The sequence below is a fragment of the Clostridium sp. HGF2 genome (genome assembly GCF_964240115.1).
Taxonomy (GTDB): Bacteria; Bacillota_I; Bacilli_A; order Erysipelotrichales; family Erysipelotrichaceae; genus Clostridium_AQ; species Clostridium_AQ innocuum.
Genome location: NZ_CAXSSO010000017.1, coordinates 33,660 through 55,583, shown reverse-complemented (window position 1 = coordinate 55,583; position 21,924 = coordinate 33,660). Strand labels below are relative to the sequence as shown.

Genomic DNA, 21,924 nt, shown 5'->3' with positions numbered 1-21,924 from the left:
GAGCAGAATATGAATACTATATTGGAAGCTAAGAATATAACGAAGATTTATAATCGTCATACAAAAAATGAATTTGAAGCATTGCGCGGCATTTCACTGGAAGTGCACGAAGGAGATTTTATATGTATTATGGGACCCAGCGGTTCCGGGAAGTCCACGCTGATCAACAACCTTTCCACAATTGATATGCCGACAAAGGGAAAGGTCAAGATCAATGGTGTTGATGTCTACAGTATGCTGGAATCTCAAACGGGAAAATTCCGGTATGAAAATCTAGGATTTATCTTTCAGTCCTTTAATTTGATGGATACTCTGACGCTGAAGGAAAATATCGCATTGCCTCTTACCCTGTCAAACATGTCGAAGGAGGAAATCGGAAAACGTGTGCAGCAAACCGCAGAGAGGCTGGAGCTAGTGGATGTACTGGATAAATATCCGGTGGAATGCTCCGGAGGACAGTGTCAGCGATGTGCGGTCGCAAGAGCCCTGATTAACAAGCCTAAGCTGATTGTGGCAGATGAACCAACCGGCAGTCTGGATTCCAAAAATTCACATACACTGCTCACAATCCTAAAGGAGCTGAATGAGCGTGAGAAGGTCACAATCCTTATGGTGACTCATGATGCCATGATTGCGAGCTATTCCAGGCGGCTGCTGTATCTGCGGGATGGCTGTATCGAAGAGGATCTGGAGCGTGCGGATATGGATCAGAAAGAATACTTTTATAAAATTGTTCAAATCAACAGTAAGGAATCTATGGAGTTGCTGTTTTCGTAAAGCTCTCATCAGTCAACTGAAAATATCATATAAAAAATGTTTCTATACGCAGTTCATCTGCATATGGAAACATTTTATATTTTCTTAGGAATGCGGCATACGATTCCTTTTTTATAAGAGAGGATGCTCTTAGAAAACTCGAAATACCGTTACAGTCACTGCGGCCGCATACCGCATCTGCATGGAGCATTACTTCCTTGTCCGCATGTTCCATGGTAATACCCAGACACACGTCCTTTAGCATGGGAATATCTGTTCTGGTATCGCCAAAGCATAGATAATCGTGTCCGGGAAACCTCCACAGCTTCATCAGCTGGTGAATGCCTGTGGCTTTTGTCACGCCTGCCGGAAATAAATCGTATTGCGATTGCCGGAATAGGTAATTGCGACATCCAACAGCTTCTCAAAATAGGGCTCATAGTGAAAGTCTTTTTCCTGCAGTCTGTGTACTGCATCTATATTTGCAGGTGGAATCTGTCCATGCACCTGATTAAAGCAGGTGTTGCCGATATCAAAGAAAGCGGCTCTGAAATCGGTCAGGTGCCTGCCATATTTCATTTTCATACCTATTGTATAGTAGAAATTGTATACTAAAAAATACAGTCTATTATCAAATACTGTGAGCCCTCTAATGCAGATGGTGAATGAAAATCTAACCCTTTGGTATAGAAAATGTATGGTATTGGGAGGGGAAAGACCCTCTTATATATAAGGAAGCGTAGATTCCCATATGTTTTCTGCACATTTGACGGTTTGTATGATATAATGCATAATTGTTAACACCGGAGGTAGAAAAATGATAGAAACGCAAAATGTCAGTGTACGTTTTGGATCACGGACACTGTATGATAATGTAAACTTAAAATTCACAGATGGTAACTGTTATGGCCTGATCGGGGCAAACGGTGCCGGAAAATCCACATTCCTGAGAGTACTCAGCGGTGAGCTGAAGCCGGATACCGGCTCTGTCATCATCAAGCCGAATGAAACAGTATTTACTCTGAAGCAGGATCACTTTGCTTTTGATGAGTACACGGTCCTGGAAACGGTACTGATGGGAAATACAAAGCTGTATGAAGTAAAACGGGAAAAGGATGAAATTTACTGCAAGGAGGATTTCAGTGAAGCAGACGGTATCCGTGCCGGTGAGCTGGAAGCGGCCTTTGCGGATATGGATGGCTGGAATGCGGAAAGTAACGCGGCAACGCTGTTAAACGGCCTGGGAATTTCAGTGGATCTGCATGATGTATTGATGAAGGAGCTGTCCGGTAGTGATAAGGTAAAGGTGCTGCTGGCACAGGCGTTGTTTGGAAAGCCGAATACGCTGCTGCTGGATGAGCCTACCAACCATCTGGATATCAAGGCATGCTCCTGGCTCGAGCATTTCCTGATGAATTATGAGAACACGGTAATCGTAGTCAGTCATGACCGTCACTTTTTAAACAAGGTATGTACACATATTGCCGATGTGGATTATGGTAAGATTAAGCTGTTTGCGGGAAATTATGATTTCTGGTATGAATCCAGCCAGCTGATCAGCCGTCAGCTGAAGGATGCCAACAGCAAAAAGGAAGAGAAAATCAAAGAGCTGGAAGACTTTATTGCCCGCTTCTCTGCCAATGCTTCCAAATCCAGACAGGCGACATCACGTAAGAAAATTCTGGATAAGATAACACTGGATGATTTACAGCCATCAACTCGAAAATATCCGTTTATTGAATTTAAACCGGAGAGGGAGAGTGGTCGTTCTATATTGTATATTGAGGATGTAGAGAAACAGGTCGAAGATTGCAGACTGACTAATATCTCCTTTAACATGATGAAGGGAGATAAGGTGGCGCTGATTGGCAATCCACTGAAAACCACTCTGCTGTTAAAGCTGATTGCACAGGAGCTGACACCGGATGCCGGAAGCATTCAGCTTGGACAGACCATCAGGGTTTCCTACATACCGGATGATAACAGTGCGTATTTTGAAGGTACGCAGAGTATCTGTGAGTGGCTGAGCCAGTATACGGATATCGACGATATGTCCTTTATCCGCGGTTTCCTTGGAAGAATGCTGTTTAGCGGAGAAGAACCGCTGAAGCCTGTCAATGTGTTATCCGGTGGAGAGAAGGCGCGCTGTATGCTGTCCAAGACGATGCTGGAGGCGGGAAATCTGCTGTTGATGGATGATCCGATCAACCATCTGGATCTGGAATCCATTCAGACATTGAATAATGCTCTGATAAAATATCCGGGAGAACTGATTTTTGTAAGTCATGACCATCAGTTCATTCAGACAATCGCAAATCGTATCATAGAAATCAGAGATGACGGTATCATTGACCGCCGAACAACCTATGATGACTATCTGGAAAAGGAATACGGAATCGAAGAATAGAAATGAAATTGCCCGAAAATCGGGCTTTTTTTCGTATTTTCTTCACAAGTGGAGAAAACGGTGCGATAAAGCGATAAACAGGGGAGCGACAGCGGTTTCAGAAAACTGAAACAAATGAAAAAACAAATATCATTTGTGAATAGATATCAAATTATCACAAATAAATTTTCACATAAAAATCAGATATCTGACATAATATAGTTCATAGATACCTTTATTTAAAGGGTCTGGCATAAATGCCTCTGCAAATTCATATGTATAAAATACAATGTAGAGGGGAAAATAAACATAAATACATGTTAAAAAATAAAAATATTGGACAAGTCAAAAAAAGTATGCTAGACTAGTGTCTGTTTCGTAAAAGGAGGAACATCAATGAACTCAAAACGAATAAAATTCGCTTTATTCATCTGTGTTTTCGCTTTATATGGATGTGCTTCCAGTGCCTCTGTACCGCAGAAGTCACTGAACACCGTGAATAACAAACATACGGTATCTCAGGATACCCTTCATACAAACAGTCTGATTCAGACAAAGGATACCAGCATGGCCGCCATGGCTTTTCATGCCTATGGTCCTATGCAAAAAAGTGGCTCCATGTTTCGCAGCATGAGGGATGAGCATGGTGTGCTGCTGATGAAATCCGATGTCGAAGGCTATGCGAAAAAAATGAAAGAAAAGGTTGTAAAGGAACGGAAGCGTCAAGTGCAGCTGGAGAAAAAAAGAAAAGAACAGGAACGCCTGAAAAGGATGGAAAAGGAGTCCTCACAGGCATTCAGTCCGAAAATCACAACCTACGGCGTTGACTGCTATGGATGTGGCGGCGAAAGCGGCCGCGGCGGTACTTCCCTAGGTGTGGCACTGGATTTAACCCTTGGTGTACAGATGCCGGATGGCTCATGGCAGCCGGGTATCCGGTATGGTAATTACTATATCGTTGCCGCAGACCCAAGCATTCCGCTTTGCTCGATACTGAAAATCAGTGATCACGGTCTGAGTGGAAGTGGTATTACACCGGATCAGCCCTACTATGCCATTGTACTGGACCGAGGCGGGGCTATTCAGGGAAATCATATCGACCTGTATATCGGCAGTGAGAACTCCGGTGCTATCGTACCGGTGAAAAACACACAGGCAAAGGCGCAGATCATCCGTGAGGGTGGTAAAAACGGAGCCAGAAGCTGTGCATTATAATCATCAGGACATGGAAGCTGGTTTTCTGTGTCCTTTTGCTTTTACAAAAAGCTAAGCTGGTATTCTCTGTATTTAACATGATATAATTATGGTACTATAGTAATTAAGGAAAGGCTGATGCTTGTGAAGATGAAAGAAATCCTTGTGGTTGAGGGAAAAAACGACACAAATGTACTGAAAAGCTTTCTGGACTGTGATACCATAGAAACAAACGGTACGCATTTGGGGAAAGAAATCCTGCGACAGATCAGACTTGCTCAGAAAACGCGCGGTGTGATTATATTTACGGATCCGGATTTTCCCGGAGAAAAAATACGTTCCTGCATCAATGCGGCAGTACCCGGCTGTAAAAATGCCTTCATTGATAAGGCAAAGGCCAAAACAAACAAAAAGGTTGGTGTGGAGCATGCCTGCAAGGAAGATATTCTGGAGGCATTAACGCATCTGATGACCTTTGATGAACATCTGCAGGATACACTGAGCTATGAGGAATATCTGGATCTGGGACTAAACGGCAGAGAGGACAGTGCCGAAAAGAGAGCGCAGATTGCCCGCTCCCTGTATCTGGGAAAGCCGAATGCCAAAACACTTTTCAAGCGTCTGAATATGCTGCAGCTGCATAAAACAGATGTGGAAAAGCTGCTTGGTCAGCCATATGAATGAGCTTGTTAAGGTAACGTTTGCCCTGCGTCCCAAGGAACAACTGGAAAGCTGGGTATCTGAAATCCTGCAGGAGGGATGGGAATTGTCCTCCTTTCGCTATGTCATGCTTGGCTCTTTAATGAATTTTCGTTTTGTAGAGGGAAAACGACGGCATGTGCGGGTTTGCTTCTACGATGTGAAATACGATGCAGACGAAAGCATCTTTCTGGCTGAGGGATGGAACGTGCTTTGCCGAAACGGTCTGAGCGTTATTTTCTATCATGAAAATCTTGATCAGCCGCTGCCGCTTCTGGATATGAAGCTGTATACGAAGCGAAGAATCTTCAAAATGACATGCAATTTGCTGTATCTGTTTTCATTGCTGTATTGTGTGCGTGTGGAGGAGGAGGCATTGCGGAAGCCGCTTCTTTTCGTCTTTACCCTTCTATTGTTTGCGCTGCCGCTGCTGTTTGATGTCAAAAGCACGACAAAATACAGTAATCTGATTCGAATTATAAAAAACCTGTTGTACGCAGTGCTTTTAACAGGTATTGTATATCTGCTGATAGAATTGCTGGTATCCACCTTCTATCTGCTGTTTTAGAAAGGATAAGCTTATGAAGAAACCCATTGCGACACCTTCCAGAACAAAGGAAATTCTGGAAACACATGGAATGTTTGCGAAAAAAAATTACGGACAGAATTTTCTGATTGAATCCGGAATTGTAGATAAAATTGCACGACATGCAGTCCTGTCGGATCACTGCGTGGTATTTGAAATAGGACCCGGTATCGGTGCATTGACACAGTATCTGTGTGAGTATGCAAAAAAGGTTGTATCCTTTGAAATTGATGAGCGGCTTCCTGATGTTCTGGCAGACACGCTGCAGGAATATGACAATTTTGAGCTGGTCATGTCTGATTTTTTAGAAATCGATTTGAAAGAATGGTGCAGAACGTACAGGGAAGAGGGCTATGATGTCGTCATTGCTGCCAATCTGCCATACTATATCACGACTCCGATTCTGTTTAAAATCTTTGAATCCAAAGCGGACGTTGCGGCAATCACCGTCATGATGCAGAAGGAGGTCGCAGACCGCTTCGCTGCTGAAGTAAATACCAAGGATTACAATGCGTTAAGTATTATCACACAGTATCGCTGTGAGGTAACCCCGGTGATGAAGGTGCCGAAAAACGTTTTCCTGCCAAAGCCGAATGTGGACAGTGCAGTCTTGCAGTTCCGTTTCAGGGATACACCGCAGAATATCGAGGAAGAAAGTTTTTTTCCATTGGTTAAGGCTTGCTTTCGCCAGAGAAGAAAGACCATACTGAACAATTACGGGGAATATTGTCAGGATAAGCAGCAGGCGCGTGCAGAGCTTGAGAAAAGCGGTATAGACTGCACAAGACGGGCAGAAAGCGTCACACTTGCGGAATTTATCAACTTATATGAGGTACATAGAAATGAAAGTAAAAGCACATGCGAAAATTAACATCTGCCTGAATGTCGTATGCAGGCGGGATGATGGGTATCATGAGCTGGAAATGATTATGGTTCCTCTGATGCTCCATGATGAGCTTACCATAACACTGTCCAGTGAGAACTGCTATACGTGTAATGATGCACAGCTGCGGATGGATGAAACGAATACAATCGTTCAGGCGGTGGAGCTGATGCGAAGGACCTTTTCTCTATCGGAATGCTTCCATGTGCATGTGGAGAAGCATATCCCCGCACAGGCAGGACTTGCCGGAGGAAGTGCAGATGCCGCTGCAGTGATGCGCGGAATCCGTGATTTGCTGAAGCTGGATATCTCACTGGAGGAGCTGGCACAGCTGGGAAAGCAGGTTGGCGCAGATGTACCGTTCTGCATCATGGAAACCTGTGCTTTGGTAAAGGGGATTGGCGAAAGGATAACACCGTTCGCCATGCCTTGCGATTTTCATATTCTTCTGGTGAAGCCAGCGATGGGCGTACCTACCGGGAAAGCTTTTTCTATGCTTGATTTTGAGAAATGCGACCATCCGGACTGCAATGAGGTTATCCATGCATTACAGCAGGGCGACCTTGCGCAGCTTTCAAGTGTCATATCCAATTCCCTGGAATACAGTGCCTTTCAGCTGGTTCCGGAAATTGCGGACATCAAACACCAGCTGCAGAGTATGGGGTTTGAAGCGGTGCTGATGAGTGGCAGCGGAAGTACGGTATTTGCAATTACAAGGAAGAAAGAACTTCTGCGGCAAGCAGAGAAGCGGTTCCATAACAAAACGTATTTTGTATGCTGCACAGCGATCAAGCAGAAAATGGAGGTTAAGGCTATAGACAAACAGGGGATATCTCTTCTTTGATGTCTGCCTTAGTGCTGGCTTCATAAAGAAAAAACGGCATAGGATTACCGGTTTCGGTTTGTCTGTGCCATTTTCATATTATCCGTATGAAAGCCTTCATAGATCCCCACAGGATTCAAAATGCTACAGCTTGGATATATCCGGCTTTTGAATGGGTGGATTCGGCAGCGTGCTTTCTCTGATATCCGTAAGCAGAAGCTGTTCATGCCGAAAGAAATATGGGTGATGCCGAAAACGGGTGAACAGGAAGAGCAGGCTTATGAAAAGTCCTGTATAAAGCAGGACAGCATACAACAAATCCAGAAACATCATAAACAATAGGAAACAGGGAACACCGGTAAGTAATATAAAGACGCCCATTCCGATATAGGTGAGAACACGGTTTCCATATGTTATCATAAGAGAATACAACCGATCCTGCCAGGTGATCAGACTGCGCTCCAGCTCCGTATAAGGAAGCCATACAGTCCCGGTATCATCCTGCAGCAGTATTTTGCGAAATGCAGAGATATCCTCAATCAGTAAAGCCTCACCGACATATTCCCTGCGCAGAAGCTTGAAAAAGGGCTGCTTTCGCATATGTCTGCTACCGGTAATGAGATTCCCTCCGCAGCATTGCGTCCTCCCACAGAGGGTTCGGTACAGCTCCGGTATGAGATAGGCGGGATGACGGGTGTCGGTGAGCATAAGAAAGTCACCGTTTGACAGCTGTGCTCCCAGAAATATAGCAGAAACCGGCGTAACACGGTGATTCAGTGATACGTAATGGCATGCATAATCCTGCTGTGACAGCAAGCGCAGAATAACAGAGCTTCCATCTTTGGACGCATTGTCAATAAAAAGAAGCTCATAGCTGAGCGGCAGCTTCTTTACTTCCCGCAGCACATCCGTATACACTCTGCGTAATGCTCCCGCATTATTATGACAGGGTATAATGACACTGATCTTATCCACACCATCACTCCTTCTATAAACATTATGGCATACTATTGCGATAAATCCAGTTTTGAAATCTTAAAAAGTCTTAACGCTGATTTAATGAACATTAGGTAGTAGGAGCCTGTATTTTGATATATAATGAAAGAGAAAAGAAATGAGGTGTGGACGATGGGCAGCAGAATACTCATTGTGGATGATAATCAGGAAATTCGTGAGGTAGTAACTGTTCTTCTGGAGAACGAGGGCTATGAGGTGGAGGAAGCAGGTGATGGAGAAGCAGCAATAGCAAAAGCAGAGGATATGGACTTAATCATTCTGGATGTTATGATGCCGAAAATGGATGGCTTTAAGGCATGCCGTCAGATTCGTGAGGTCACGAATGCGCCGATTCTGTTTTTGACTGCAAAGACCATGGACCAGGACAAAGCGCTTGGGTTTTCCAGCGGCGGAGATGATTATTTGGCGAAGCCGTTTTCCTATAATGAACTCATTGCCCGTGTTAAAGCACTTCTGCGCAGATATTGCATTTACAAGGGGAAGGAGGAGCCGCAGGAGGGCGATTGGATTATCATGCACGATCTGGTCATCAGCAGAAACAGCAATCAGGTGAAAAAGAAGGAGGAAGCTGTAAATCTGACAGAAATGGAGTATCAGATTTTGTTACTGCTGGCAGAGCATCCAAAAAAGATTTTCTCCAATCAGGAGCTGTATGAAGCTATCTGGAAGGGGCCGTATATGTATTCCGCAAATAATACCATCATGGTGCATATCCGTAATCTGCGCAAAAAGCTGGGAGTGGATCCGCAGAATCCGGTGTATATAAAAACCGTCTGGGGAAAGGGGTACCGTTTTGATTAAGAAAAAAAACCCTGTCGGAACAAGAAAAAAGCATATCTCTAAGCTAAGCCTGAAGTTTATCGGTATTGTTATACTGGCGGCAGTTGTTTCCGCATTACTGTTCGGGGTTTTATTTTTTAACCGGTATCGTATGTTTCATCTGGCTGTCGGTGAAGAGGCAGTAAAGAAGGAAACGAGTGAACAGATTCAGACCCTGCAGGATACGATAACGAAAAAGGATATTTCGAAAAAGAACAAAAAAGCCATCAAACGGGAAATGAGAAAGTACAAGGATCTCACGCTGTATCTGTATGATGATGAGGATACGCTGAGTGAAACATCATTCAGTACGATGGAGGATCAGGCATATGTGGGTACCATGTCCTTCTGGCTGAATCTGTATGAGCCGGACGATCAGGAATATACGCTGAAGTTTCATGATGGTGAAGCCTATCTTGTTGTCTATTCCTTTATCGGTCTTTCCTTCATGATTCGTTTTCTCGTTGTGGCGGCAGTTGCTTCTATCCTGCTGTTCATTGTAGTGATTATGCAGTTTGTACACCGCAAAATGAAATATGTCCTCAGTATCGAGGAGGAAATGCAGCTGATTGAAGCCGGTGATTTTCACCATACGATCATTTACAAGGGAAATGATGAATTGACGGATCTTGCCCGGCAGCTGAATCATCTGCGCAATGCATTGTATGATAATATGCTGAAGGAAGAAGAAGCCCGCAATGCCAATCAGGAGCTTGTTACAGCCATGTCACATGATCTTCGTACACCGCTCACCTCTCTGCTTGGATATCTGGATATTCTTCAAATGAAAATTTATAAGAGTGATGCAGCGAGGGATGACTATATTCGAAAAAGCCGGCAGAAGGCCGAACAGATCAAGGATATGTCAGATAAGCTGTTTAATCATTTCCTTGTGTATTCCCGTGATGAGGAGCTGCAGCTGCATCCCATAGAGGAGCAGGCGGTACTGAATATGCTGGAGTTCTATTGCGAGGAGCTGCGTGAACAGAAATTCGAGATATTGACAAAATTTGAAAGGGGCAGCTGGAAAATCATGGGGGAGGAAGCCATGCTGATGCGTGTGTTTGATAATGTATTTTCCAATATCCGAAAATATGGGGATAAACACATTGTGACTGTTTCTTTACAGGTGGAGAAGGGGAATGTGCTGATTCGGTTAAAAAATCGTAAGAAAAAGGACGCATCCCGGGAGGAAAGCACCCAGATTGGTCTGAAAAGCGTTAATAAGATCATGAAAGGGATGAATGGCAGCTTTCTATATGAAAATGATGATACGGAATTTGTTGTAGAGCTGTTCTTTCCTTGCCGTCAGGAATAGCACTGCTATATTCGTGTTAGACATGTAAAAAGAATAGTTCTGCATTTCTGCAGCATATATGTAACAAGGCATCTGTTGTCTGTCCTGCACAAACACAGCTGCTTTTTTATGATTAGTTCTGCATTAAACGGTAAATTGACCTTCTAACGGAAAAAGGATGAAATGCGGAAGGGAGTAAAAAAACAGCCTGGATAACCAAGCTGTCATAATGCAGGGGATTATAAATCCAGCAGCCTCATCTGCCGCAATGCATGATATATGCCATCCTCGGATACATCCCTTGTGATGATGTCGGCAGCGCGCTTCGCTTCCTCATGGGCATTTCCCATTGCGACTCCGATTCGTGCATGCTGCAGCATTTCCACATCGTTCAAACTATCTCCAAAGGCTAGATAGTCCTGCATCTGAAAATGATCAAGAATAAAGCGGATACCGATCGCCTTGCTAAAGCCCTTCAGCACAACATCTGCATAGGTCGACTGCCCGATCATAACATCAACGCTGGGTATCGCCATATATTCCTCATAGGCATATCCCATAGGACCATAGGCAATCATCATAATGACATCACTGCCGTCATATGCTTCCACATCCGGTATGGATTCCTTAAAGAATTCTGCAGAGGTAATCACGTATGCATTCGGCTTGCGGGTAAGAATCTGCTTCTTTCCCATAATCAGCAGCGGAGCCTCCTGCGTTTCCGCAGCCTGAATGCAGGCCTCGACGCTTTCTCTTGGAATCGGTGTCATATGCAGAAGGCTTTTGTCGTGATTGTAAATAGCCTGTCCGTTATTGCAGAGAAAGATGTCCCAGTCAATCAGCTCATCAAAGTGACCGTCTGTTACAGATTGCAGAGATCGTCCGGTAGAAATGCATAGAATATGGCCGGCCTTCTTCAGCTTCTGCAATGCGGCTCTGGTGGATGCAGGAACAATATGCGTGGTACTATCCACCAAAGTACCGTCTATATCGAAAAACAGAATCTGTCTGTTCATAAGGTAACCTCCCATCAACACGGTTATGATAGCACAACTATTCACATATTGTAATCATTTCCGGCATATTTCATTATTCCAGTGTCCGAAATCCAATTTGCATGATGGTAAAGTATACGGGAGCATGCTGTTTCCTCCATTCTTTGCTGTGATTGTATGCTTTTTCCTTAATTCACGGTGAAACCTTACAATTCGTCCATAAAACGTATAGGAAATAGGCACTTAGCCTTTTTTTTACTGTCACTTTTTGATAAAATAGTAACGGAGGTATGTTTTTATGAAATCTGCTATTGTTTTAGCTGCCGGAAAAGGCACAAGAATGAAGTCAGCTTTGAACAAAGTGATGCATCCCGTCTTAAACAAACCGATGATCGGACACATTGTTGATACCCTGAAAGCAAGCGGAGTGGAACGCATTGTTGTTGTGGTTGGACATGGTGCTGAAAGTGTAAAGGAATATCTGCAGGATTCTGTAGAGTATGCTATTCAACAGCCTCAGTTAGGAACCGGACACGCTGTCATGCAGGCAAGTGTTCTGGAAGGTCTGGATGGAGATACCATTGTTGTTAACGGTGATGGACCCTGCATTCAGAAGGAAACGATTCAAAAAGTATTTGAAAGCAACCGTGATGCCGCTTGTACCGTACTGACGAGTGTGCTGCCGGATGGAGAACGCTACGGCAGAATTATTCGAAATGCACAGGGCATGGTCGAGAAGATTGTTGAAGCAAAGGATTGCAGTGAAGAAGAATTGGAAGTAAAAGAGATCAACACCGGAATTTTCTGTTTCAATAACAAGGCACTGTTTGAAGGTCTGAAGGAAATCACCAACAGCAATGCACAGCAGGAATACTACCTGACAGATCTTGTGGAAATTTTTAATAAAAAAGATCTGTGTGTCAATGCTATGATTGTGGATGATCCAAAGGAAGCCATGGGTGTCAATGACCGTGTGGATTTAGCGAAAGCAAATGCATGGATGAAGCGTCATGTAAATGAAGCACACATGCGTGCAGGGGTAACGATTATCGATCCGGATAACACATACATTGATGTGGATGCTGTGATTGGTGAGGATACGGTCATTTATCCCAACGTACACATTCAGGGGAAAACTGTCATTGGTAAGAATACTGTGATTTTACCGAACTCGTTCCTGCGCAATGCTGTAATCGGTGATGATGTAACGATTGACAGCAGCAAGATCGTTGAAAGCAGTGTTGGAAACCATTCCACGGTGGGGCCGATGTCTCATTTAAGAAACAATACAGAAATCTGCGAAGACTGCCGTATTGGGAACTTTGTGGAATTTAAAAACTCTCACTTTGGTGATAGCTCCAAATGCGCCCACCTGACATATATCGGAGATTCCGACTTTGGTAAGAAAATCAATGTCGGCTGCGGTGTGGTTACAGTCAATTATGACGGCAAGCACAAATTCCGCACAACGGTACATGACGGTGCGTTTATCGGAAGCAATTGTAACCTGATTGCGCCTGTGACCATCGGTGAGAATGCTCTGCTTGCGGCAGGCTCTACGATCACGGATTCTGTAGATGACGGTGATATGGGGATTGCCAGAGCACGACAGTCCATTAAAAAGGGATTCGGAACAACTTACAAGAACAAATAGGAAAGGAACAGGATTGTAGAACAATGGAAAACAAAACAGTAGTTTTTGCGTTAACTTCAAGCGTTGAGCTAGCAAATGAAATCGTGGGAGAATTAGGGATACCTTTGGGTCAGTGTGATGTAAAGCACTTCTCCGACGGGGAAATCATGGTAGAATTAGGGGAGTCCGTGCGCGGGAAAAACGTCTACATCGTTCAATCCACATGTGCACCTGTCTCCAGCAATATCATGGAGGTACTGATTGCCATTGATGCCTGCAAACGTGCCAGTGCCGGTCATATTTCTGTCGTTATGCCATATTTCGGATATGCACGTCAGGACCGCAAGGCAAAACCGAGACAGCCGATCACATCCAAACTGGTTGCGGATCTGCTGGAACGGGCAGGGGCAAACCGTGTCATTACCATGGAACTGCATGCAACGCAGATTCAGGGATTCTTCGATATTCCTGCAGATGACATCTCCGCCATCTGTATTATCGGTCAGTATTTCAAGAGCCTGAATCTGAAAGATGTTGTGGTCGTATCACCGGACCATGGCGGAACTACTCGTGCGAGAAGACTTGCGGAAATTCTTCACGCTCCATTAGCAATCATTGATAAACGTCGTCCGAAACCAAACGTGGCAGAGGCTATGAACATCATTGGGGATGTAAATGGCAAAATCGCTATCGTGGTAGACGATATTGTGGATACTGCAGGGACGCTGACTGCAGGTATCCAGATGCTGTATGACAAAGGCGCTACTGCTGTATATGCATCCTGTGTGCACGGCGTTCTTTCCGGGCCGGCCATCGATCGCTTGAAGGCTGCGAATCTGGAAGAATTCGTATGTACCAATACGATTCCTCAGGATGACAAGGCTGCATTGTACCCACAGATGAAGGTATTGTCTGTAGGACCTGTTTTAGGACAGGTTATCAAGGCTGTGGAAGAAAGCAGACCAGTCAGCGAAATCGTTGCGAAATACGCAGAGTAAGCCTACATAGAAAGGAAACTGTATGCTGGAACATTTCATAGAATTCATGCTGCCGGAGATTGTATCCATTTTGGAAATCATCGGTATCGTTGTGATAACCATCGGATCACTGAAGGCGTTTTATCACTATATCAAAGCGCTGTTTACCCATAAACATTATCCGATCCGTATCGAACTGGCAAATGCTCTGGCATTAGGTTTGGAATTTAAAATGGGTGCCGAAATACTGAAGACGGTACTCGTCAGAAGCTTTTCGGAAATCTATATTCTGGGAGCCATCATTCTGCTGCGTGCACTTCTGTCCTTGATGATACATTTTGAAATCAAGACTGAGAAGGAACATGGATCCGCAAGTGAGGCATCACCGAATAATTATTAAATGAGCAGTACAATATCTATAGCCGGATATTGTACTGCTTTTTTATACCGCTTACATTTTTTAAATTCATGCTTTACAACTTTTCGTTCATCTGCTATTATGAATATGAGGACAAGACGTTATAACGTCTTACTGAGTAATGGTGATTCAGTTGAATGGAAGGAGTGAATTTATGGAATCATCTGAAGTATTGGCAGCAAAACTGCTGGAGTTTATGGGGGGAAAAGAGAATATTATCTCTGTTACGCATTGTGCAACAAGATTACGTCCACAATTAAAGGATAGAAGTCTGGTTGACGCTGATGCTATAGAAAAACTTGATGGTGTCACAGGCTTGGTTAATAAGGATTCCGGGTTGCAGATTATTATCGGTATGAATGTAGGGGATATTTATAAAGCTTTTATGAAGGTATGGGATTCAGAACGCTTAGAGCGGGAGGGTTTGATAGAAAAGGAAGAAGCAGGTCCGAAAAGGCATGAATGGTTTAATGAATTTATCGCTTTAGTGGTCAGTATATTTTCGCCATTGCTTCCTTTGCTAGCCGGATCAGGTTTATTAAGAGGGTTTACCATATTGGCGAACGAGCTAGGATGGCTGTCAACAAGCAGTACAACAAATTTAATACTGACATTAACGGCAACCTCTGTTTTCTACTTTCTTCCGCTATTGACGGCGATGACTGCAGCAAAGCGGTTTCAAACGAGCCCGTATATCGCTGTGGCTGTCATGGGTGCACTTATTATGCCTGATTTTCTGGCATTGGTACAGGGAGATGGAGGCAATGGTGTTGAATTTCTTGGTATCTCGATTCCAGTATTTAATTATACCAGTCAGATTATTCCTGCAATTATCATGACTTGGCTACAGTCACAAATGGAACATTTTATGATTAAGAAAATTCCTAATAGTCTGCATATGATTATCATTCCAACCGTACTGCTGTTGGTTCTGGTACCGATAACTGCTGGCGTGATAGGACCTATTGGAAATTATATCAGTATCGGAGTTGCACAGGCAGTTACCTGGCTGGCGAACATCAATCAGGTTATCACAGGAGCTGTTATTGGCGGAATTTGGAATATCCTTATCATGTTTGGAGTGCACTGGGCACCGAATACCATGGTTATTATCCCTGATATCGCAAAGAACGGATGCTCTCCATTCATCGCATATGGTGCGAATGCTAACTTTGGTATGGCTGGTGCTGCATTTGCCATATTTCTTCGTTCAAAAAATAAAAAGCTGAAAAATTTTTCACTGACAGCGATTACATCCGTTATGCTATCCGGTATTGTTGAGCCGGCTATTTACGGGCTTGGAGTAAAATTCAAAACACCGCTAATCGCAGGCTGCATGGGGGCGGCACTTGGTGGTGCGTTCATGGGACTGTTTCATGTTGTGGGTAATGCATTCGTATTTGGAGGGCTTACCACAATACCGGCATTTGCAGGAACAACTCTATGGGCATATATAGTCGGTTTGGCCATATCCTTTATTGGTGGTATGGTACTGACGTTCATATTTGGCGTTAAAGATCCAGAGGCACAGATGACTTCGAAAAAGTAAAGAAAAGAGGAAAAATCAATGGAATTGAATAAGAAAATAGAAGGTATTTTAGGATTGTCGGCGATTGGTGATGCAATGGGAGCTACCACCGAGAATTTAACCTTCGGGCAGATTCGTGAGATGTTCACTGCTCCTGTGACAACATTTCAAAAGCCGGGAAAAACTGCCTTTGCTTTAGGAAATGAGGCAGGTGAGATTACAGATGATTTCTCACAAATTTATATGTTATCAAAAGCAATTTTGAGCAATAAAGGGAGAATAACAAGGGATATCGTGATAAAAGCAATACTGGAATGGTCAGATATTCCTAAATATTTCAATCGCTTTGCAGGGCCTACAACCAGAAGTGCAATTGAAATGTATAAAAACCCCGGTATGGAAATGAAGCCGCTTCCTGGTGCTGTAGCTGTAGACTATGCATCTAAGGCAACAAATGGAGCAGCAATGAAAATTGCGCCGGCAGGAATTCTACATCCGGGAAATCTGGAAGCTGCTATTGATGATGCTATTGTCATAGCACAGGTAACGCACGATAATTCTCTTGCCATTTCCGGGGCTTGTGCTATTGCTGCAGCAACGAGCGCATCACTTGCAGAAAAGGCTACTATTGAAGAGGCGATAAGTGCAGGTGTTTATGGTGCAATACGTGGAGAAACAAAAGCAAAAAGTGTTTCCAGAGTAGTCGCGGGAGCAAGCGTTGTAGAACGCATAAAGTTAGCACTGCAGATAGCTGAGGGAGCCGGTAGTAAAGAAGAGAAGCTGCTGAAATTATCACAGATAATCGGTAGTGGTCTCCATATTTCAGAAGCAGTACCTTGCGCTTTTGGAATTGCAGCCTTAAATAAAGACAGTGCCTTGCAGGCTGTCATTGATGCTGTAAACATCGGGTATGATACAGATACGATTGCTACGATTGTCGGGACGATGGTAGGTGCTTTTGTAGACTTTGAGGATAAGAACTTCCTAGATTTATATGACAAGGTGCAAAAAGCAAATGAAATAAATCTTATTATATTGGCTGATGAACTTGCTACAGCTGCAAAAGTAGGATAATATTTATAATACGCAGGAATGGTATGTATGCCATTCCTTTTTCTATTCATAATCGTGCCGGTAGGATTACAATGAATTCCTTGAAAAGTATTTACATTAAATAGGCATTCATTTATAATGAAATTTAAAAGGAAGTATGTTACGGCTATATGAGGTGAAGAAAAATGCGAACAAATAGTATAAAATATCTTTCAATTTATGAATATCTGAAAGAAGAAATCATAAATGGTACATATCCGATAGGTGGACTGTTTCCAGCAGAACCAGAGCTGCAGACCCTTTTTGGCGTAAGTAGGATAACTGTTCGACATGCTGTTCAGCTCCTTGTTGATGAAGGGTACCTGCAGCGAATTCATGGTGTAGGAACTGTGGTCGTTAGTCAGAAGGAATCATTGCAGCTGCAGAATCTGCTTAGCTTTTCTGAAGAATATAAAGGAGCCGGTGTTCATTCAGATATTATTTCATTTGAAGAAAGAATATCTGCTTCATCCCTAGTGTGTTCTAAATTGAATCTGTCTAAGGGATCAGAGGTAAGCTGTCATGAACGCTTGCGTTGGAGTGATAACAGTCCAATTGGCTTCCAGCGTGTATACTGTCCGCTTCATTTAGCATTGACAAGGAATGAACTAATAAGACCTAATGTATCTTTATATCAGCTATTTAAAGAAAAGGGCTACAGTGTGAAGAATGCCAATGAAACAATAGAATCAGTGATTGCTGATAAAAAGATTGCAGATTATCTGCATGTAAAAGAGGGGAGCCCATTGCTGTTTGTACAGCGAGTCACGAAGGATCAGCGTGATAGAATTGTAGAGTATGCTGAATTTTATTATAGAGGGGATCGATATCGGTATAGTGTGCAGCTCCATGTTCCAGATTGATATGGATGGGAGTAAGAGTTAAAATGTCATTCAAATCTACAAGCATCCAGCCATAATGTAGTATGGAGAATCATACAAATCTAATTGGATTTTATTGATTCTTTTTGTTTGTTTCTTCACTTTCTAAATTTTCCTGTACATCTTCATGATATCTTTCTACATCGCGGCTTCTTTTTAAGTCCTTCCATTCTTTACTTTTGTGTATTTTGGTCGAAAAGGGCAGTTTCCACACATATTTTTGATTTGTCCGTGGATACATAGGATGTAGCTTTCATATGAAGAATGTGTTAACGAACGATGACAGCTGTATGAATAAAAAGCACATTAAAAAGCCATGCGATCACTCACATGGCTTATCTGCATTAGCTTGCTTTATAATATATGACAGATTCATAAGGACGAAGTGTGATACACTTGTCAGCTTTACTGTCCTTATAATTGCTTAGCAACAGCACATAATCTGTCAGATTTTCTTTTATTTCCACACGTACAGCTTCTGCATAGAAATTGCTGAGTACAATCAGTTCTCCTTCCTCTCCTTTGCGTTTGTATGCAAAGATTGTCTTATGATCCTGCAGTAATGGAATATACAGGCCATCCTGAATCACCTTATACTCTTTCCGCATGCGTATCAATTTCTGATAATGATAAAATACGGAATTTTCATCCTGTAGTGCATTTTCAATATTGACAGTTTTATAGTTATCGATTACTGACAGCCATGGAGTACCATCTGTAAAGCCTGCATTTTGCTTGCTGTTCCATTGCATTGGTGTTCTTGCATTATCCCGGCTGCGTTCCTGTAATATATGCAGGATTTCTTCCTTACTGCGCCCTTCCTTCTTAAGAATATCATAGAAATTTGTACTTTCTACATCGCGATATTGTGATATATCATGGAAATATGCATTGGTCATACCGATTTCCTCACCCTGATATACATACGGTGTCCCCCGCATGCAGTGAAGCACAGTAGCCAGCATTTTAGCGGCTTCTATACGATAGTTTTTATCATCGCAAAATCTTGAAAGCGCACGGGGCTGATCGTGATTACACCAGAATAAGGCATTCCATGCATCTGCTTCCTGCATACCTGTCTGCCAGTCATTCAAGAGCTGCTTTAGCTCGATGAAATCAAACGGCATCAGCTCCCATTTCTTTTTGTTTCTATAGTCTACCTTCAGATGATGGAAGGTAAATACACTCGTCAGCTCATGGGCGTCACTTCCTGAGTAACGTGTGCAATTCTCTAAGGTTGTTGAACTCATCTCACCAACCGTCATACTGTCTTCATCCTTGCCAAAGCTGTTCAGATTCAGTTCTTTCAAATATTCGTGTATGTGTGGACCATCCGTGTAAAACTGCCGGCCGTCAAAGAGGTTTGGATCATCCTCGAAGGAGCCTTTTGATACAAGATTAACTACATCGAAGCGGAATCCATGAACCCCTTTACTGCGCCAGAAGTTGACGATATCAGCCAGTTCTTTTCTGACTTCCGGATTGTCCCAGTTTAGATCAGCCTGTGTGACATCATACAGATGCAGATAGTACTCATCCAGCTCCTTGACATATTCCCATGCAGGACCGCCAAACTTTGAATTCCAGTTATTCGGAGCACTGCCATCTGCTTTTCCTTTGCGGAAAAAGAAGTAATCTTTATATTTCTCTTCGCCCTTTAAAGCCTTCTGAAACCAGACATGCCGCGTTGAAGCATGATTGAACACCATATCCATCATGATATCAATGCCACGCTTTTTTGCTTCCCTGCATAATTCAGTAAAATCCTCCATAGTTCCATAGCGTAGATCGATTGCTCGATAATCTTCTACATCATAGCCATTATCCCGTTGCGGAGATACAAACATTGCATTAAACCAGATATAATCAATACCAAGCTTCTGCAGATAATCGAGTCTGGAAATGACACCCTGTAAATCGCCCCATCCATCGCCATTGGAATCCTGAAAGGATTTTGGATAAATCTGATATACTGTTTTCTCTTTAAAATTCATACTGCCCTCCTATTTGTATGTGATGATATGAGCATCACCAGCTGCTATCTTTTCGTGCTGTTTTTCAAGTGTGATCGCTGTCCCGTCCGTAAATACCACTGGAGAAACAAGAGATTTTCCTTTCCTTTTGATAACATCCAACTCTACATCAACCAGTACGTCACCCTGTTTTACGACATCTCCAGCCTTTACGTGCGGGTGGAAGCCTTCTCCATTTAATTCCACAGTATCCATACCAATGTGAATCAGAACCTCTTTTCCGTTATCTGCCTTGATACCGTAGGCGTGGCCGGTCGGAAATGCGACCATGATGGTTCCGCTGAACGGAGCCAGAACACGGGTATCCTGTAATTCTACTGCAAAGCCGTCACCCATAGCTTTGGATGCAAATGCCTGATCCTCTACTTCTTCCATCGGCATACATATACCGCTCATTGGTGAATGGAAGCTTTTCTCTTCGGCCGAGACGATGACAGCAGCTTCCTTTTGCTGCAGTTTCTTTTTTCCAACAAGCAGAGTCAAAACAAACGGAATGATAATCGCCGCTGCCATAGCTGTAAGGAATGCCAGCCAAAATTGTGATTTTATGGAAATGATGCCCGGTAAACCGCCAACACCGATGCTGAAGGCCTGCACCCCGCATCCTACAGATATCACTGCTGCAACTGCAGAACCGATCATGCCGCAAATCAAAGGAAAGCCATATTTCAGATTGACACCAAATAAAGCCGGTTCTGTAACACCGAGATAGCAGGATATCAGGGCCGGGATATTGATCTGCTGTGCTTTTTCATCCTTTTTCTGAAGAACTGCCATTGCAAGAACACTGGAGCCCTGCGCAATATTGGATAATGCAATCATTGGCCAGAGAATTGTACCGCCAAACATATTCGTCAGCGTTGTATCAATTGCATTCGTCATATGATGTAAGCCGGTCATAACGATTGGCGCATAGATCAGCCCAAATACCGCGGCAAACAAAACGCCAAAGCTGGAGGTTAGTCCGGTATAGACAATATCCGCAATTGCATTTCCTATTGTCCAGCCTACAGGTCCAACCAGAGTATGAGCAATAACAACTGCCGGGATCAGTGAACAGAACGGCACAACAATCATAGAAATGACAGCAGGACAGTGCTTACGGAAGAATTTTTCAAGATATACGAGGACAAAGCCTGCCATCATGGCTGCGATTACCTGCCCCTGATAGCCAATCATTTGAATCAGTGTGAAACCAAAATCCCATACAGGAATAGCGGAAGCCTCGGTTCCGGCTACCTGGAAGCCATTTAACAGCTGCGGAGAAACAAGGGTTAGCCCAAGGATGATTCCAAGAATCTGTGTTGTTCCCATTTTTTTAGTAATGGACCATACGATACCCACCGGCAGCATGTGGAAGACGGCTTCACCAATCAGCCATAGAAAGCTGTATACGCCATTCCAGAACTGTGAGGCTTGGGCGAGTGTCTGTCCGTCAAACATCGCAATCTCGCCTATGATATTGCGAAACCCGAGAATCAGACCGCCGCAGATCAATGCCGGGATCAGAGGTGCGAAGATTTCTCCAAGAGCACCCATCATTTGCTGTAATACTGTCTGATTTGATTTTGCAGAGCTTTTCAGTGAATCCTTGGAAACTCCTTCAATGCCTGCATAAGCCGTAAATGCATTGTAAAATTCACTGACCTCATTTCCGATTATGACCTGAAACTGACCGGATTGTGTGAATGTCCCCTTTGCACTGGGAAGGGATTCGATTGCCGCAACATCTGCCAGCTCCGGCTTTTCCAGTACAAATCGCATTCTGGTAACACAGTGAGAAACGGCCTGTATGTTCTCTTTACCACCGACGTATAGCAATAGTTTTTTTACATCTTCCTGAAACTTTTCCATAAGCTCCTCCTTAAACATGTACGTACATCTCAATACAACAACAGTATAACTTG

Annotated in this window: 21 protein-coding genes; 15 read left to right on the top strand and 6 right to left on the bottom strand. The window is 43.4% G+C overall.

The window, feature by feature from the left end; translation table 11 throughout:
* The first annotated feature begins 9 nt into the window (after positions 1 to 9).
* Entirely contained in the window at positions 10 to 777 is a 768-nt protein-coding gene (locus ACESPQ_RS19975; protein WP_002606787.1) for an ABC transporter ATP-binding protein, read from the top strand.
* 25 nt (positions 778 to 802) lie between these two features.
* Here the strand turns inward: ACESPQ_RS19975 and ACESPQ_RS19970 are convergent, their stop codons facing one another.
* Positions 803 to 1,117 carry an HAD family hydrolase gene (locus ACESPQ_RS19970; protein ID WP_002606788.1) on the bottom strand — a complete coding sequence of 105 codons (315 nt, stop codon included), beginning with the start codon at positions 1,115 to 1,117 and terminating at the stop codon, positions 803 to 805.
* Positions 1,114 to 1,335 carry a hypothetical protein gene (locus tag ACESPQ_RS19965; protein ID WP_118002903.1) on the bottom strand — a complete coding sequence of 74 codons (222 nt, stop codon included), beginning with the start codon at positions 1,333 to 1,335 and terminating at the stop codon, positions 1,114 to 1,116. The genes ACESPQ_RS19970 and ACESPQ_RS19965 overlap by 4 nt, the downstream gene beginning before the upstream one ends.
* Before the next feature lie 238 nt (positions 1,336 to 1,573).
* On the opposite strand from ACESPQ_RS19965, the gene ACESPQ_RS19960 reads away from it, so the two are divergent.
* The 6 genes from ACESPQ_RS19960 (at position 1,574) to ispE (ending at position 7,348) form a co-directional block, all read left to right on the top strand.
* On the top strand, positions 1,574 to 3,163 hold the full coding sequence (locus ACESPQ_RS19960; protein WP_002606790.1) for an ABC-F family ATP-binding cassette domain-containing protein: 1,590 nt from the start codon (positions 1,574 to 1,576) through the stop codon (positions 3,161 to 3,163).
* Positions 3,164 to 3,538: 375 nt separating this feature from the next.
* Positions 3,539 to 4,357, top strand: a complete 819-nt coding sequence (locus tag ACESPQ_RS19955; protein WP_002606796.1) for a 3D domain-containing protein — start codon at positions 3,539 to 3,541, stop codon at positions 4,355 to 4,357.
* 117 nt (positions 4,358 to 4,474) lie between these two features.
* On the top strand, positions 4,475 to 5,020 hold the full coding sequence (gene rnmV / locus ACESPQ_RS19950) for a ribonuclease M5 (RefSeq protein ID WP_002606797.1): 546 nt from the start codon (positions 4,475 to 4,477) through the stop codon (positions 5,018 to 5,020).
* Positions 5,013 to 5,603: a DUF2812 domain-containing protein gene (locus tag ACESPQ_RS19945; RefSeq protein WP_044907522.1), complete on the top strand. Its 591-nt coding sequence runs from the start codon at positions 5,013 to 5,015 to the stop codon at positions 5,601 to 5,603. Before rnmV ends, ACESPQ_RS19945 begins: the two co-directional genes overlap by 8 nt.
* Before the next feature lie 13 nt (positions 5,604 to 5,616).
* Positions 5,617 to 6,492 (top strand): 16S rRNA (adenine(1518)-N(6)/adenine(1519)-N(6))-dimethyltransferase RsmA, encoded by an 876-nt coding sequence (gene rsmA, locus ACESPQ_RS19940; protein ID WP_008818099.1) that lies wholly within the window; start codon positions 5,617 to 5,619, stop codon positions 6,490 to 6,492.
* Positions 6,464 to 7,348 (top strand): 4-(cytidine 5'-diphospho)-2-C-methyl-D-erythritol kinase, encoded by an 885-nt coding sequence (gene ispE, locus ACESPQ_RS19935; protein ID WP_373144815.1) that lies wholly within the window; start codon positions 6,464 to 6,466, stop codon positions 7,346 to 7,348. The genes rsmA and ispE overlap by 29 nt, the downstream gene beginning before the upstream one ends.
* 123 nt (positions 7,349 to 7,471) lie before the next feature.
* On the opposite strand, the gene ACESPQ_RS19930 is transcribed toward ispE, so the two are convergent.
* Complete coding sequence (locus ACESPQ_RS19930) at positions 7,472 to 8,302, bottom strand: glycosyltransferase family 2 protein (protein ID WP_373144814.1); 831 nt, start codon at positions 8,300 to 8,302, stop codon at positions 7,472 to 7,474.
* A gap of 153 nt (positions 8,303 to 8,455) precedes the next feature.
* Between ACESPQ_RS19930 and ACESPQ_RS19925 the strand changes: the two genes are divergently transcribed.
* Together ACESPQ_RS19925 and ACESPQ_RS19920 are read left to right on the top strand one after the other, a co-directional pair.
* Positions 8,456 to 9,145, top strand: coding sequence for a response regulator transcription factor (locus ACESPQ_RS19925; RefSeq protein WP_109771484.1), 690 nt, complete (start codon positions 8,456 to 8,458; stop codon positions 9,143 to 9,145).
* Positions 9,138 to 10,481 (top strand): sensor histidine kinase, encoded by a 1,344-nt coding sequence (locus ACESPQ_RS19920; RefSeq protein ID WP_257328474.1) that lies wholly within the window; start codon positions 9,138 to 9,140, stop codon positions 10,479 to 10,481. The genes ACESPQ_RS19925 and ACESPQ_RS19920 overlap by 8 nt, the downstream gene beginning before the upstream one ends.
* A gap of 218 nt (positions 10,482 to 10,699) precedes the next feature.
* On the opposite strand, the gene ACESPQ_RS19915 is transcribed toward ACESPQ_RS19920, so the two are convergent.
* On the bottom strand, positions 10,700 to 11,476 hold the full coding sequence (locus tag ACESPQ_RS19915) for a Cof-type HAD-IIB family hydrolase (RefSeq protein ID WP_002606806.1): 777 nt from the start codon (positions 11,474 to 11,476) through the stop codon (positions 10,700 to 10,702).
* Positions 11,477 to 11,753: 277 nt separating this feature from the next.
* Here ACESPQ_RS19915 and glmU point away from each other — a divergent pair, with 277 nt between their 5' ends.
* From glmU to ACESPQ_RS19885, 6 genes are all read left to right on the top strand, one after another.
* Entirely contained in the window at positions 11,754 to 13,109 is a 1,356-nt protein-coding gene (gene glmU / locus ACESPQ_RS19910; RefSeq protein WP_002606807.1) for a bifunctional UDP-N-acetylglucosamine diphosphorylase/glucosamine-1-phosphate N-acetyltransferase GlmU, read from the top strand.
* Between the two features lie 23 nt (positions 13,110 to 13,132).
* Positions 13,133 to 14,086, top strand: coding sequence for a ribose-phosphate diphosphokinase (locus tag ACESPQ_RS19905; protein ID WP_002606808.1), 954 nt, complete (start codon positions 13,133 to 13,135; stop codon positions 14,084 to 14,086).
* A 22-nt stretch (positions 14,087 to 14,108) separates the two neighbouring features.
* On the top strand, positions 14,109 to 14,465 hold the full coding sequence (locus ACESPQ_RS19900) for a DUF1622 domain-containing protein (RefSeq protein ID WP_002606809.1): 357 nt from the start codon (positions 14,109 to 14,111) through the stop codon (positions 14,463 to 14,465).
* Positions 14,466 to 14,637: 172 nt separating this feature from the next.
* Entirely contained in the window at positions 14,638 to 16,032 is a 1,395-nt protein-coding gene (locus ACESPQ_RS19895; protein ID WP_002606810.1) for a PTS transporter subunit EIIC, read from the top strand.
* Between the two features lie 18 nt (positions 16,033 to 16,050).
* The gene (locus ACESPQ_RS19890) at positions 16,051 to 17,085 is read left to right on the top strand and encodes an ADP-ribosylglycohydrolase family protein (RefSeq protein WP_002606811.1); all 1,035 of its coding nucleotides are present in this window, start codon (positions 16,051 to 16,053) and stop codon (positions 17,083 to 17,085) included.
* 164 nt (positions 17,086 to 17,249) lie between these two features.
* Positions 17,250 to 17,966, top strand: a complete 717-nt coding sequence (locus ACESPQ_RS19885; protein WP_373144811.1) for a GntR family transcriptional regulator — start codon at positions 17,250 to 17,252, stop codon at positions 17,964 to 17,966.
* Between the two features lie 362 nt (positions 17,967 to 18,328).
* Here ACESPQ_RS19885 and treC read toward each other — a convergent pair whose 3' ends face one another.
* Complete coding sequence (treC, locus tag ACESPQ_RS19880) at positions 18,329 to 19,978, bottom strand: alpha,alpha-phosphotrehalase (RefSeq protein ID WP_373144809.1); 1,650 nt, start codon at positions 19,976 to 19,978, stop codon at positions 18,329 to 18,331.
* Between the two features lie 9 nt (positions 19,979 to 19,987).
* Positions 19,988 to 21,871, bottom strand: coding sequence for a PTS system trehalose-specific EIIBC component (treP, locus tag ACESPQ_RS19875; protein WP_373144808.1), 1,884 nt, complete (start codon positions 21,869 to 21,871; stop codon positions 19,988 to 19,990).
* Positions 21,872 to 21,924 lie beyond the last annotated feature (53 nt).